Below are 12,693 nucleotides of genomic sequence, written 5' to 3'. Positions count from 1 at the left end.
GATCTGGCTTTGACCAACGCTACAGCGACATTGTCCGGGTCGGGCAGCAACTATACGGCGACACTTACAGCACAAGCAAACGGGCTTGTTGAGTTGTCCATTCCTGCCGGGGTCTTCACGGACGCGGCCGGAAACGCAAATCTGGCTTCTAACGTCGTCAACGTGATCTACGACGCGAACGCGCCAACCGCCACAATCGGAGCACTGACAGCCACCGGAAGCGATACGTTTCAAGCGTCGATCACTCTTAGCGATCCCAGCACCGATTTCTCGGTGGGCGATCTGGCTTTGACCAACGCTACAGCGACATTGTCCGGGTCGGGCAGCAACTATACGGCGACACTTACAGCACAAGCAAACGGGCTTGTTGAGTTGTCCATTCCTGCCGGGGTCTTCACGGACGCGGCCGGAAACGCAAATCTGGCTTCTAACGTCGTCAACGCGATCTACGACGCGAACGCGCCAAAGGTCACTATTAGCGGCCTTCCGCCATATTTCACTGACTTAAACCCAATCACCGTCACCTTTACGTTTTCTGAAGAGGTCACAAATTTCAGTACCGCCGGTATTTCAGTGACAAACGGGACGATTGGTGCGGTTTCAGGGGGGCCGCAAACTTACATGGCAACCGTAACGCCATCTGGGTCGGGCAACCTTTCTCTTGTCGTACTGGCAGGTGCCGCCGTGGATTTAGCGGGTAACCCAAGTGTTGCTTCGGACCAAGTTACGGTTGTCAACGAAATAGTTGCCGATACAAGGCGACTGATACAGGCGTTTCAGAATGCGCGGGCCACCAGCCTTGCAACTAACCAGCCGGGATTGACCCGGTTCTTGCAGCGGTCGGGTTCTGGCGTGTTGGACACGTCGGTGACGCGAGGTTCGGGTTATCTGAATTTTGCCTCAGATCCATCCAACCCGGTCTGGTTCAATTTGACCGGCAACTGGAGCTCTCAGGACGATTTCGACAGCTCCTATGCGCTGGCTGTTTTGGGGGCACATCGTCAGATCAACGCGAACCTTCTGATCGGGGCAATGCTGCAACTCGACTATGCAGAAACGGATAACGGACCGGCCAGCGTGGACGGTACAGGGTGGCTGATTGGCCCTTACGTGGTCGCCAAGTTGCCCAGCCAGCCGGTGTTTTTTGAAGGGCGCGCTCTGTATGGACAGGCTGACAACGACATCTCTCCGCTTGGGACCTATACTGACAGTTTCGACAGCGAGCGTTGGTTGGTGCAATCACGTGTGACCGGCGAAATCAAACGCGGTGCGCTGACGCTGATGCCACTGCTGGACGTCAGCTATGCCAGCGATGATCAAGAAAGCTACACCGACAGTCTGGGGAATCTGATACCGCAGCAGGACTTCAGTCTAACCACGGCGCGGTTGGGTATGGATTTCAAACACCCCGTTCAGGTTTCGCGCGGTGACTTTATGCTGACGGGTGGCCTGTCAGGCATATGGAGCACGACTTCGGGCACGGGCACTGTCCCCGGCGTAACGCCGATTGGCGACACGGCGCGTGCGCGTGCGGATCTGGGCTTTGACTACCTCTTGGAAAACAACAGCTTGCTTGCGGCCAATGTGTTCTATGACGGCATTGGTGAAAGCGGGTTCGAAAACTACAGCCTCAGCCTGATCTGGCAAATGTCCTTCTGAACCAACTTAGGTGCGCCGCAGAGAATCGTTACTCTTCGGCTATGTGCTGTTGCAGAACATCCAATGGCACAATCTCTAACGCGCGCTGATGTGTGGCCTCCAGATGGACCTGCGGCGCACATCCTTCGTCGTGCGCTTGCATAAAGCGGCTGGCACACAGGCACCAGCTGTCACCGGGTTTGAGGCCCGGAAAGTCGAATTCGGGCCGTGCCGTGCTCAGATCATTGCCGACATATTTTGAGAATGCCAGAAACTCGGCTGTCATCACTGCACAGACGGTGTGGCTGCCCTGATCTTCGGGGCAGGTGTTGCACCCGCCGTCGCGGAAAAAGCCGGTTAAGGGGTTTCTTGAGCAGGGGGCGAGGACACCACCCAGCACATTGATACTGTCTTGCTTTTGCATGAGGCTACCTTACAGGCTTTCTGCGATCTTGCGGAACATTTCGATGTTCTGATCATTAACGCCGGGTTCACGGAACAGTCGGTCTGCACCGGTTGAGACAATCAAGACGCCGCGGGGCTGATTGAAATAGACATACTGACCGTAAACGCCACGTGCCAGAAACTCACCCTCATGTGCGCCGCGGGGTATCCACCATTGATAGCCATACCCGATCTTGCCCTGTGCTGTGGGGGCGCTGGGTTGCGTGGCCTCAAATATCCATTCGGCGGGGACCATTTGTAGCCCATTCACTTTACCGTCCTGCAGGATCATTTGCCCGAACCGTGCAAAGTCACGCGTGGTGAAGTTCAGGCCGCCCAAAACAAAAGCAACACCAGTACCGTCAGTAACGTAATACCCGCCGTGTTCCAGGCCCAAAGGCTGAATGACTTTTTCAGTCAACAACTCTGCCACGCTCCGGTCAGTCGCGCCGCGTATCACCATGCCCAACACATGCGTATCGATCGAGACGTATTGCCAGGTTTCGCCCGGTGTCGCAAAGCTGTCTTTCAAAGATGCCGCAAAATCGTCCAGTTCACCGCCCAAGGCGATCACGCGGCCCATGCGGTTGATGTCAGAGTTTGGGTCCAGGTAATCCTCGTCAAACGTGACCCCGCTGGCCATGTTCAGAACATTGCGGATTGTCGCGGCGTCATAGGCGCTGCCCTTGAGTTTTGGCGCGTATTTCACCACCGGATCGTCCAGCGACTTGATTGCGCCCTCATCCAGCAGAATCCCAAACAGCGCTGACAAATAGCTTTTGGCCACCGACCACGAAATTCGACGATCATCCGGGCCTGTTCCCAGATAGTACTCCTCGAACCGGATACTTCCGCCCTGCATCACCAACAACGAGGTTACAGAGCGCTCTTCGATCCAGGCGTCAGCGCCGTCCGGCAGATCGAACCCATCCCCATAAGGCAACTCCCAAGTAGGGGCGTCGCCACGAGGCAGGTCAACGGTTAAAAAAGCCTCGTCCATATGCGAAAAATTATGAACGATCTTTTCTGCTGAAAACAGAGAGTTCACAGCCATCAGGCGCTGCAATTCTTCACGTTTCCACAGCCCAACGACAACACTGGCCAGAGCCAGCGCCAAAACGATGCGCAGCACCCATTTCAAGATGGATCTCATCGCATAGCCTCCCTTATTCTTGGGTATTGGATCGCGGACGCCTTCATTCTGCAATGGCTACGTAACGGAACGTTTTGGATCTGCTATTTGAATTTGTCCAACAGCTTCTGCATGGCAGAGCGGTCATCAACCACTGGTTCGGTTGGTGTATCAGGCTTTGTTTGGGATTTCGGAGTCGAGGTCTTTGAAGATCGCGGCGGAGCAGTGCGCAGCGCGACTGCGTTCATGAATTTGCCTCCATCTCCGTTTGCCAAATATGCAGCGCCGTCTGAAACCCCGCGTAGAACATCATCCAGCCAGTCGGCATCCGCCTTGGCGAAATCACCCAGAACATAGGGTGAGACCATCTCTTTCCGCCCTGGATGCCCGATCCCCAACCGAACGCGGTCATAGGCCGGGCTGATATGATCATGGATCGAGCGCAGGCCATTATGCCCGGCATGGCCGCCACCCGCCTTCACACGGACTTTGCCAGGGGCGAGGTCCAGCTCGTCGTGAAAGATGGTCACATCGGTCGAATCCAGTTTGTAGAACCGCATCGCTTCTCCCACCGACTGACCCGACCGGTTCATGAAGGTCTGCGGTTTGATCAGCAGAACTTTTTCATCGCCCAAACGCCCCTCAGCGATTTCGGCCTGGAATTTGGATTTCCATGGGCCAAAGCCGTGATCCTCGGCGATCCGCTCCACGGCCATGAAGCCAATATTGTGCCGGTTGCGGGCGTATTTCGACCCTGGGTTCCCCAATCCGACAAACAGTTTCATAGTCTCATCCTTGTGCGATGCAGGTGGTTGATGGCACGGAATGCCACCTGTTTCCAGCCCGAGCGGCAAAAGAAAACGGGACCCAACAGGGCCCCGTTTCCAAATCCGAACTCTTGAAGTTCGAGCTTATTCTTCTGCAGCGTCCTGACCGACGACTTCAACCTCGTCAGCTGCCACTTCTTCACCTTCTTCGTCGTCGCTTGTGGACAGACCTGTGGGTGCCGAGATGTTGGCAATCACGAAATCACGGTCGATGGTCGGCTTGGTGCCTGCGGGCAGGTCAACCGACGAAATGGTGACAACGTCGTTGATGTTCAGACCGGTCACATCAACGGTGATCTTCTCAGGGATATCACCCGCGGTGCAGACCAGTTCGACTTCAGGGCGGACAACAGTCAGAACGCCGCCTTTCTTGATGCCGGGCGCTTCGTCTTCGTTGATGAACTCAACGGGGATGAACAGCGCGATTTTGGTGGTCCGGCGCAGACGCATCAAGTCCAGGTGGGTCGGCAGATCTTTGACGATATCACGCTGGACATCGCGGCAGATGACGCGGACATCTTCGTGGCCGTCAACCTTCAGGTTCCACAGTGTCGACTTGAAGCGGCCCGCTTTCAGGCGCTTGAACAACTCGTTGAACGGGATCTGAATAGGAAGCGGCTCTTTATCGCCACCAAAAACAATGCCCGGAACCATGCCGTCGCGGCGTGCCTGACGAGCGGCGCCCTTGCCTGTCCCCGTCCGTTCCAGAGCTACGAGATCAGGAATCTCTCCAGCCATGATAATTCTCCAATGTTAGGGCGGGCATCCTCCAAGGCTGTATGCCCGCGTGAAGCCGCGTCCTTAGCTTGATTCAATTGGTTTGGAAAGGGGGTTTTAGTCCGTTTTTTGTTTTGCGAGGCTCTGCCTCGCGCTCCGAGGTATTTTTAGCCAGATGAATACAGGATCCCTACTTCATCTGGCGGAAAATACCTCGGGGGAGGCGCCCTTAGGGCGACGGGGGCAGAGCCCCCAATGTCCAGCCGGTTCAGCCTTGCCAACGGCCTCCGAAGTCTTCGGGGACAAGCAGGTTGTGACGCCCCAGCCCTTCGATAGTTTTTTCACCGCAGAGCGCCATTGTCGTGTCCAATTCCTTCCGGATAACCTCAAGCGCGGTGGTCACGCCATTCTGACCCATTGCGCCAAGGCCATAGACAAAAGCACGGCCGATATAGGTACCTTTGGCCCCAAGCGCCAAAGCCTTAAGCACGTCCTGACCAGATCGGATACCACTGTCGAGATGAACCTCGATATCACTGCCAACGGCGTCCATGATCTCGGGCAGGACGCGGATCGAGCTGAGTGCGCCGTCAAGCTGACGACCGCCGTGGTTTGATACGACTATGGCGTCTGCGCCCAGCTTGGCCGCCATTTTTGCATCCTCTGCGTCCAGGATACCTTTCAGGATTACTTTGCCGCCCCATTGTTCCATCAGTTTTTCGACCTTGGCCCAATCCAGGCTGGGATCGAACTGTTCTGCGGTCCAGGCACCAAGGGAAGACGCATCCGATATCCCGTCGACATGGCCGACGATATTGCCGAACTCACGCCTTTGGGCACCCAGCATTTCTATTCCCCAAGCCCATTTTGTCATTAGGTTTGCAATGGTTTTGGCAGTCAGCTTCGGCGGGGCGGAAAGGCCGTTTTTCAGATCCTTATGACGTTGGCCCAGAATCTGCAGATCCAGAGTGATCACCAGCGCTGAACATTTGGCGTCTTTGGCGCGCTGGATCAGTCGGCTGACGTAATCCGTGTCCTTCATCGTATAAAGCTGAAACCAGAATGGCTTGATGGTGTGTTCAGCCACGTCTTCGATCGAGTTGATTGACATGGTCGAAAGCGTGAAGGGTACGCCAAATTCCTCGGCCGCTTTTGCGGCCTTCATTTCTCCGTCCGCGTGTTGCATTCCTGTCAACCCGACCGGAGCCAGCGCGACCGGCATCGAGACATCCTCGCCAATCATATGTGAGGCCGTCGAGCGCCCGGACATATCGACCGCAACCCGCTGGCGCAGGCGGATCTGTTCAAAATCGCTGCTGTTTTCGCGGAACGTTTGTTCTGTCCAACTGCCACTTTCAGCGTAATCATAGAACATCCGGGGTACACGGCGTTCGTATATACGCCTGAGGTCTTCGATATTGGTTATTACGGGCATGCGGCGGACCTCCGGGCTGTCTGGTTATTTTTTCTTACCAATCCAGCGCGCCGCCTGCAACGGATTGACCCTGTGCCTAGGTGTCAAAAACCCGCCGCACAAGGCACTGCGACGGTTTTTTTTGAGCTTTGAGATGTATCGCTGAGATCAGACGCTGTGTGCCCCATCCGACAGGGATTTTACGAAATCCAAGACTTCAGCGACCGGCTTGCCCGCGGCGATCTGGCTGACAATGGCGGATCCGACCACAGCACCGTCGGACACTGATGCAATATTGCGGGACTTCTCGGGCGTGTTGATGCCAAAGCCTACGATCACGGGCAAATCTGTTGCGGCCTTTATGCGGGCGACCTCTGGGCCGACATCCGTCGCCTGCGCCTCGGCCGCTCCGGTGATCCCGGTGATCGAAACGTAATATACGAAGCCCGACGTGTTCTGCAGAACGCGTGGCAGACGTTTGTCATCTGTGGTGGGGGTTGCCAGACGGATGAAATTCAAACCTGCTGCCTGTGCAGGCAGGCACAGTTCTTCATCTTCCTCGGGGGGAAGGTCGACAACGATCAGACCGTCGATTCCGGCTTCTTTGGCATCCGCCAGAAATGCGTCAACGCCCCGGCTGTAAATCGGGTTGTAATACCCCATCAGCACTATTGGTGTTGTATCGTCGGTTTCCCGGAACGCACGTGCCAAATCCAAGGTGCGCTGCAAGGTCATGCCACCATCCAGCGCGCGTTGCCCCGCGGCTTGAATCGTGGGGCCATCGGCCATCGGGTCGGTGAAGGGCAAACCCAGTTCGATGATGTCCACTCCAGCACCCGGCAGGCCTTTGACCACTTCAAGCGAGGTGTCATAGTTGGGGTCTCCTGCCATGACATAAGCAACAAAAGCCTTTTTACCTTCGGCTTTCAGGGCGGCGAACTTGGCGTCGATACGGGTCATCGGATGTCCTTGCAGTCGGGTTTCGACCCGTGTGCAGAAACTTTGACCGAAAATCAATCCCGCCAGGGCAGGAATAGATCAGAAGCCCAGATGATAGCGCAGTAGCACCGCGTTTACGCCAGGGTTATCGTCGTTTGTGCTGGCGTTGGATTTATGTGTGATCGCAAACGACACGCTGTTTCCGTTGTCCAGTGCATAGCCAAGGCCAAGGAGACTGCGGATCTGAAAGTCACCCCCCAAGTCGTTCAGATCAATACTTGGGTTAAAATACCCTGGCATAACGCTGCCTTCGACAAACCAGCGTTCGTTCAGCGCATACAGTCCGACCACCCCCAGGCCGATGTGAAAATCGCCATTCTCATGAAGAGACAATGCTGTTCCCCAACCTACGCTGAACCGGGTCGCCTGATGAAACGGCTTATGGTGGTATTCAAGGGAGAAAAGCGCTTGGTCCTCGGATGCATTGTCAGAGAAGTCTGCATATCCAGCGGCAAATATGACTTGTTGGGCTTGGGCTGTCGCATATGCGGATACTGTCAACGCGGTCGCAAGTAAGAGCTGTTTCGTTTTATTCTGCCAGTGAATTCTCGACGTTCAATGCTAGTTGGTTATCGAAGGGGCATTTTTTCATTTCAGCCTAGAACACGTTTTTGGAACGTTTTTGTGATGTGACGATTTGGACTCAGCCGTGGCAAGCCCAGCAATGGCTTGCGCATTGAGGCTGACCTGCATAGAAGCTGCGTTCGTATTCTATGCAGGAGGCCGTGATGGGCTTTAAAATGGGAATCGTGGGTTTGCCGAATGTAGGCAAGTCGACCCTGTTCAACGCGTTGACCAAAACCGCAGCCGCGCAGGCGGCGAACTTCCCGTTTTGCACCATCGAGCCCAACGTGGGCGACGTGGCTGTGCCGGACGATCGACTGTACAAGCTGGCCGCGATAGCGTCGTCCAAGCAGATCATCCCAACGCGGATGACGTTCGTGGATATTGCCGGCCTAGTCAAAGGCGCCTCAAAGGGTGAGGGTCTGGGTAACCAGTTTCTGGCCAACATCCGCGAGACTGACGCCATTGCGCATGTGCTGCGTTGTTTCGAAGACGGCGACGTGACCCACGTGGATGGCCGTGTCGATCCGGTGGCCGATGCTGATACGATTGAGACCGAACTTATGCTGGCCGATCTGGAAAGCATCGAAAAGCGCCGCGCGAACCTGGTGCGCAAGCTCAAGGGCAACGACAAAGAGGCGCAGCAGCAGGATCGCCTGTTGGCCGAGGCGCAAGCTATGCTGGAAAACGGTAAGCCGGCGCGGTTGGTCGAAGTGAGCGACGAAGACGCAAAGGCATGGAAGATGCTGCAACTTCTGACCACCAAACCGGTGCTTTATGTCTGCAACGTGTCCGAAGAAGAAGCTGCTGAGGGCAACGAGTATTCAGCGAAAGTGGCCGAGATGGCTGCGGCGCAGGGCAATTCCCACGTCATTATCAGCGCTAAGATCGAAGAAGAGATCAGCCTGCTGGAAGAAGACGAAGCCCAGATGTTCCTGGAAGAGATGGGTCTGGAAGAACCCGGCCTCGACCGTCTGATCCGCGCTGGTTACGACCTGCTGAAGCTGGAAACCTATTTCACCGTCGGCCCGAAAGAGGCCCGCGCCTGGACGATCCGCACCGGCACCGCCGCGCCACAGGCCGCTGGCGTGATCCACGGTGACTTCGAGAAAGGCTTCATCCGCGCCGAGACAATTGCCTATGACGACTATATCGCCGCCAATGGCGAGCAGGGCGCGAAAGAGGCGGGCAAGATGCGGGCAGAGGGTAAGGGCTACATCGTCAAGGACGGCGATGTGATGCATTTCTTGTTTAATACTTAAGGTCGCTTGTTAAACGCGTATTTCAGGGCGTTTCGTTTAGACTGCAGTGGGTGATCAGCCACCTGCCGTCCGGCTGTTTGTATAACACGTTGAGCAATGTCCCATGATCGGCTTCGCCTTCGCTGAAACGCGCAAGGCACCAGCCAATATGGCCGTTGATATCGGCTTGTACGACCTCGATAGCTTTGGACTTGGCATCCTCTTCTATCCACGCGGCATGCGCCGCTTCGATCGCCTTCCGACCCTTTACCGCAGGCCCATACGGTGAGAAGAGTTCTGCATTGTCTGTGAAATAGGTCGCGCATCCCGCTGGGTCATTGGATCGATAACATTCGACATAGCCATCAAACAGTTTCTGAAATTCTAGGATCACATTCATTTTGTGCGCTTCGCTTCTCTCGTCGGTTTTGCTGAGTCTGCTTGTCCCCGCCGTGCCATCACATGGTCAATGATGAAGCTGAGTACTTCGATGTCTTTTTGGTTGTATGTACGATACCGGAAACGCACCGTACCCCTGTCAGGCTTTCAATGTGAAGGCGTGATCGCCTCGACCGTTACGCGCACGCAGATAGTATCCCCCGAGAAAACCGGTGCGAGCCAGCGCACTTCGTCCATGCCGTGGCCGCCAAGATTTGTACCGTTAAGCACACCAGTGTCGCGAAATAGCCGGAAGGTAAGCGCTATGGTTTGAAAGCCGCTTGCGATAAGGCCGCCAAAAATGGACTCTGTCGCAGCGATCTTGTCTATGTGGAATGGTTGCGGATCGTGCACGAGGGCAAAATCCACGATCGCGCCCTCTGTAAGAGTTACGCCTCCGGTCTCGAAGGAGTCTCCAAGCATCAGATCATCGAGATATTTGCCCTTAATCATCCCAATACTCGCATCCACCGCGTCTTTCATAGTATCGCTGACAGGTTCAAAAAGAAACTCTCCGAAGTTCGTGGATGAAGCGCATTTCTATGCAGGTAAAAACGCGTTAGTCTGCCGTTTGCTCTCAAGTTGGACCGACTAGAAATGATCGAAATCCGCGACCTGCAATTGCTCAGCGCTTTGGCGCGTCATCGCCATTTTGCCAAAGCGGCCGAGGAATGCGGGATTTCGCAGCCCGCGTTCTCGATGCGTATCCGCAATCTCGAGGATCGGCTTGGCCTATCCATAGTCCGCCGCGCAAACCGGTTTCAGGGTCTCACGGAAGAGGGCGAGATGATTGTCCAACGGGCGCGACGTATCCTCGATGACACCAAGGCGCTGGAGCAGCAAGTGCTGGCAGCCAAGGGTGAGATCACAGGGACGTTGATATTGGGCGTGATCCCCACAGCAATCGCGTTCACCGGTCGCCTGATCAAACGTCTGCGTATGGCCCATCCCCGGATCGTGACCCGGATTGAAACCATGTCCGCCACCGCGATTCAGCACCGACTGGACGAAGGCAGCCTGGATGCAGGGATAACTTATGGCGACAGCATCGGTACGGACCTGCGGCAAGTGCAGCCACTGTACGAGGAAACCTATGTCCTGTTGGTGCCATCCCACATGACCGAGGAAACTGGCCCGATTCCCTGGGCTCAGGTCGCCGATTTTCCGTTGAGCCTGCTTGAGCCGCAGATGCAGAATCGTCGTATCCTGGACCGGATTTTTGCGGAACAGGGCCTGCATCCTGACGTCGTAGCCGAAACCAGCGGCTTCACCGCTTCAATGGTCATGGCGAGAGAGGGGCTGGCGGCCACTGTCGTGCCTCGGGTCCTTGTGCGCGCGCTGGGCGACTTGAAAGGGACCCGTGTGTTGCCGCTGGTCGATCCCATTGTCAGCAAACCCATTTGCCTGGCCACCCTCAGTCGCGACCCAGAACTGCCAACGGTCGGCGCGTTGCGTAGCGTGGTGACGTCTTTACGGTGATAAACCGTCGTTATCGTGCGATTGCCAAATGCGATTTGACGATATGCTGATCTGATGAGACACGGAGCCTCAATCGGAGGGCATCATGGCACCATTAGATATCAAGCCATCAGGCGCACCCAAGGGCGTCTGGAAGTCAGGTAAAGGCAAGGGGCGGCACACGCCCAAAGGCCGTCAATTCACGGATGAGGCGCAGGCCGAGATTCATCGCCTGTTGGGCCATCGCCCGCGCCGCCGCGATTTGCTGATTGAATTCCTGCATTTGATCCAGGACGCGCACGGTCATATCAGTGCCGACCACATTGCAGCTTTGGCAGTTGAGATGCGCATCGGTCAGGCGGAAATCTATGAAACCGCCACCTTCTATGCCCATTTCGATGTGGTGAAAGAAGATGAAACACCTCCGCCCGCGCTGACGATCCGGGTCTGTGATTCCCTGTCTTGCGAAATGGCCGGTGCCCAGCAGTTGCAGAAAGCGTTGGAAAACGGGTTGGACGCCTCTGAGGTTCGCGTTGTCCGCGCGCCGTGTATGGGCCGCTGCGATACAGCTCCGGTGTTGGAGATCGGTCACAACCATATCGATCATGCGACCCCTGAAAAGGTACAGGTCGCGATTGCCGCGGAAGATACCCATACCCATCTGCCCGATTATGAAGCCTTCGCCGCCTACGAAGCCAATGGCGGTTACGCCAAGCTGAAGGAGCTGCGCGACGGCGGTGATTGGGAAAAGGTGCAAGAAGACGTGCTGTCCTCGGGCCTGCGCGGTCTGGGTGGCGCGGGCTTCCCGTCTGGTAAGAAATGGGGCTTTGTTCGCATGAACGAAGGTCCACGCTATCTGGCCGTGAACGGGGATGAAGGCGAACCCGGCACGTTCAAGGACCGTTACTATCTGGAACGCACGCCGCATGTCTTCCTTGAGGGCATGTTGATCGCCGCCTGGGCGGTCGAGGCCGAGACCTGCTTTATCTATATGCGTGACGAATACCCTGCGGTGCTGGAAATCCTACGCCGTGAGATCGCCGCGTTGGAACAGGCGGGTATCGTCGAAGAAGGTTACATCGACCTTCGCCGGGGTGCTGGCGCTTATATCTGCGGCGAAGAATCTGCGATGATCGAGTCGATCGAAGGCAAAAAGGGCCTGCCCCGTCACCGTCCTCCGTTCGTGGCGCAGGTTGGTGTCTTTAACCGCCCGACCTTGGTGCACAATGTCGAAACATTGTATTGGGTCACCAAAGTGTGCCGAGAGGGGCCGGAATGCCTCAACAGCACCGAAAAGAACGGTCGCAAGGGCCTGCGCAGCTATTCGGTCTCGGGTCGGGTGGCTAAGCCGGGCGTTTACCTGCTGCCCGCAGGTTCGACCATTCTGGATGTGATTGATGCCGCCGGCGGCATGGCCGAAGGCCATGTGTTCAAGGCGTATCAACCGGGCGGGCCGTCGTCAGGTCTTCTCCCCTCCAGCATCGATGACGTCCCGCTCGACTTTGACACTCTGCAACCGCTGGGCACCTTCATCGGCTCCGCTGCGGTTGTGGTTTTGTCAGATCAGGACACCGCCCGCGACGCTGCGCTGAACATGCTGCGGTTCTTCGAAGATGAAAGTTGCGGTCAGTGCACGCCCTGCCGTGCGGGTTGCGAAAAGGCGGTTAAGCTGATGCAGGCCGACAAATGGGACACCGAACTGTTGGAAGATCTGTGCCAGGTCATGGGAGATGCCTCGATCTGCGGTCTGGGGCAGGCGGCCCCGAATCCGATCCGCCTAGTCATGAAACATTTCGCTGACGAAATCTGAGGGAGACAGAG

Annotated in this window: 13 protein-coding genes; 4 read left to right on the top strand and 9 right to left on the bottom strand. The window is 56.2% G+C overall.

What is annotated here, in order from left to right:
• On the top strand, positions 1-1,659 hold a 1,659-nt coding region (locus GOV85_RS11285; RefSeq protein WP_171178070.1), incomplete at its 5' end, for an Ig-like domain-containing protein.
• 28 nt (positions 1,660-1,687) lie between these two features.
• On the opposite strand, the gene GOV85_RS11280 is transcribed toward GOV85_RS11285, so the two are convergent.
• From GOV85_RS11280 to GOV85_RS11250, 7 genes are all read right to left on the bottom strand, one after another.
• Positions 1,688-2,062, bottom strand: coding sequence for a DUF2237 family protein (locus GOV85_RS11280; RefSeq protein ID WP_171178068.1), 375 nt, complete (start codon positions 2,060-2,062; stop codon positions 1,688-1,690).
• 9 nt (positions 2,063-2,071) lie between these two features.
• The gene (locus GOV85_RS11275; RefSeq protein ID WP_171178066.1) at positions 2,072-3,235 is read right to left on the bottom strand and encodes a serine hydrolase; all 1,164 of its coding nucleotides are present in this window, start codon (positions 3,233-3,235) and stop codon (positions 2,072-2,074) included.
• Between the two features lie 83 nt (positions 3,236-3,318).
• A complete protein-coding gene (gene pth / locus GOV85_RS11270) occupies positions 3,319-3,999 on the bottom strand; it encodes an aminoacyl-tRNA hydrolase (RefSeq protein ID WP_171178064.1) in 681 nt (226 codons plus the stop codon).
• Between the two features lie 126 nt (positions 4,000-4,125).
• The gene (locus GOV85_RS11265) at positions 4,126-4,779 is read right to left on the bottom strand and encodes a 50S ribosomal protein L25/general stress protein Ctc (RefSeq protein ID WP_171178062.1); all 654 of its coding nucleotides are present in this window, start codon (positions 4,777-4,779) and stop codon (positions 4,126-4,128) included.
• A gap of 247 nt (positions 4,780-5,026) precedes the next feature.
• Positions 5,027-6,193: an alpha-hydroxy acid oxidase gene (locus GOV85_RS11260; RefSeq protein WP_171178060.1), complete on the bottom strand. Its 1,167-nt coding sequence runs from the start codon at positions 6,191-6,193 to the stop codon at positions 5,027-5,029.
• A gap of 147 nt (positions 6,194-6,340) precedes the next feature.
• Positions 6,341-7,132: a tryptophan synthase subunit alpha gene (trpA, locus tag GOV85_RS11255; RefSeq protein ID WP_171178058.1), complete on the bottom strand. Its 792-nt coding sequence runs from the start codon at positions 7,130-7,132 to the stop codon at positions 6,341-6,343.
• A gap of 78 nt (positions 7,133-7,210) precedes the next feature.
• The gene (locus GOV85_RS11250; protein ID WP_216599031.1) at positions 7,211-7,672 is read right to left on the bottom strand and encodes an acyloxyacyl hydrolase; all 462 of its coding nucleotides are present in this window, start codon (positions 7,670-7,672) and stop codon (positions 7,211-7,213) included.
• Between the two features lie 227 nt (positions 7,673-7,899).
• Here GOV85_RS11250 and ychF point away from each other — a divergent pair, with 227 nt between their 5' ends.
• On the top strand, positions 7,900-8,997 hold the full coding sequence (ychF, locus tag GOV85_RS11245) for a redox-regulated ATPase YchF (protein ID WP_171178056.1): 1,098 nt from the start codon (positions 7,900-7,902) through the stop codon (positions 8,995-8,997).
• A gap of 22 nt (positions 8,998-9,019) precedes the next feature.
• Here ychF and GOV85_RS11240 read toward each other — a convergent pair whose 3' ends face one another.
• The gene (locus GOV85_RS11240; RefSeq protein ID WP_171178054.1) at positions 9,020-9,376 is read right to left on the bottom strand and encodes a nuclear transport factor 2 family protein; all 357 of its coding nucleotides are present in this window, start codon (positions 9,374-9,376) and stop codon (positions 9,020-9,022) included.
• 146 nt (positions 9,377-9,522) lie between these two features.
• On the bottom strand, positions 9,523-9,897 hold the full coding sequence (locus tag GOV85_RS11235) for a MaoC/PaaZ C-terminal domain-containing protein (protein ID WP_217358291.1): 375 nt from the start codon (positions 9,895-9,897) through the stop codon (positions 9,523-9,525).
• Positions 9,898-10,011: 114 nt separating this feature from the next.
• On the opposite strand from GOV85_RS11235, the gene GOV85_RS11230 reads away from it, so the two are divergent.
• Both GOV85_RS11230 and GOV85_RS11225 read left to right on the top strand, forming a co-directional pair.
• Positions 10,012-10,893 carry a LysR family transcriptional regulator gene (locus GOV85_RS11230; RefSeq protein ID WP_171178052.1) on the top strand — a complete coding sequence of 294 codons (882 nt, stop codon included), beginning with the start codon at positions 10,012-10,014 and terminating at the stop codon, positions 10,891-10,893.
• 85 nt (positions 10,894-10,978) lie between these two features.
• Positions 10,979-12,682 carry an NAD(P)H-dependent oxidoreductase subunit E gene (locus tag GOV85_RS11225; RefSeq protein ID WP_171178051.1) on the top strand — a complete coding sequence of 568 codons (1,704 nt, stop codon included), beginning with the start codon at positions 10,979-10,981 and terminating at the stop codon, positions 12,680-12,682.
• The last annotated feature ends 11 nt before the right edge of the window (positions 12,683-12,693 follow it).

The organism is Ruegeria sp. HKCCA4633, from assembly GCF_013034605.1.
In the GTDB taxonomy this organism is placed as follows: domain Bacteria; phylum Pseudomonadota; class Alphaproteobacteria; order Rhodobacterales; family Rhodobacteraceae; genus Ruegeria.
This window is presented reverse-complemented; position numbering and strand designations above follow the sequence as displayed.

What these genes read in the sequence shown, in the direction of transcription:
- GOV85_RS11230 (WP_171178052.1), top strand. Translation starts at nt 10,012, where the DNA reads ATGATCGAAATCCGCGACCTGCAATTGCTCAGCGCTTTGGCGCGTCAT.
- GOV85_RS11240 (WP_171178054.1), bottom strand. Translation starts at nt 9,376, where the DNA reads ATGAATGTGATCCTAGAATTTCAGAAACTGTTTGATGGCTATGTCGAA.
- GOV85_RS11260 (WP_171178060.1), bottom strand. Translation starts at nt 6,193, where the DNA reads ATGCCCGTAATAACCAATATCGAAGACCTCAGGCGTATATACGAACGC.
- pth (WP_171178064.1), bottom strand. Translation starts at nt 3,999, where the DNA reads ATGAAACTGTTTGTCGGATTGGGGAACCCAGGGTCGAAATACGCCCGC.
- GOV85_RS11280 (WP_171178068.1), bottom strand. Translation starts at nt 2,062, where the DNA reads ATGCAAAAGCAAGACAGTATCAATGTGCTGGGTGGTGTCCTCGCCCCC.
- trpA (WP_171178058.1), bottom strand. Translation starts at nt 7,132, where the DNA reads ATGACCCGTATCGACGCCAAGTTCGCCGCCCTGAAAGCCGAAGGTAAA.
- GOV85_RS11225 (WP_171178051.1), top strand. Translation starts at nt 10,979, where the DNA reads ATGGCACCATTAGATATCAAGCCATCAGGCGCACCCAAGGGCGTCTGG.
- GOV85_RS11275 (WP_171178066.1), bottom strand. Translation starts at nt 3,235, where the DNA reads ATGAGATCCATCTTGAAATGGGTGCTGCGCATCGTTTTGGCGCTGGCT.
- GOV85_RS11235 (WP_217358291.1), bottom strand. Translation starts at nt 9,897, where the DNA reads ATGAAAGACGCGGTGGATGCGAGTATTGGGATGATTAAGGGCAAATAT.
- GOV85_RS11265 (WP_171178062.1), bottom strand. Translation starts at nt 4,779, where the DNA reads ATGGCTGGAGAGATTCCTGATCTCGTAGCTCTGGAACGGACGGGGACA.
- ychF (WP_171178056.1), top strand. Translation starts at nt 7,900, where the DNA reads ATGGGCTTTAAAATGGGAATCGTGGGTTTGCCGAATGTAGGCAAGTCG.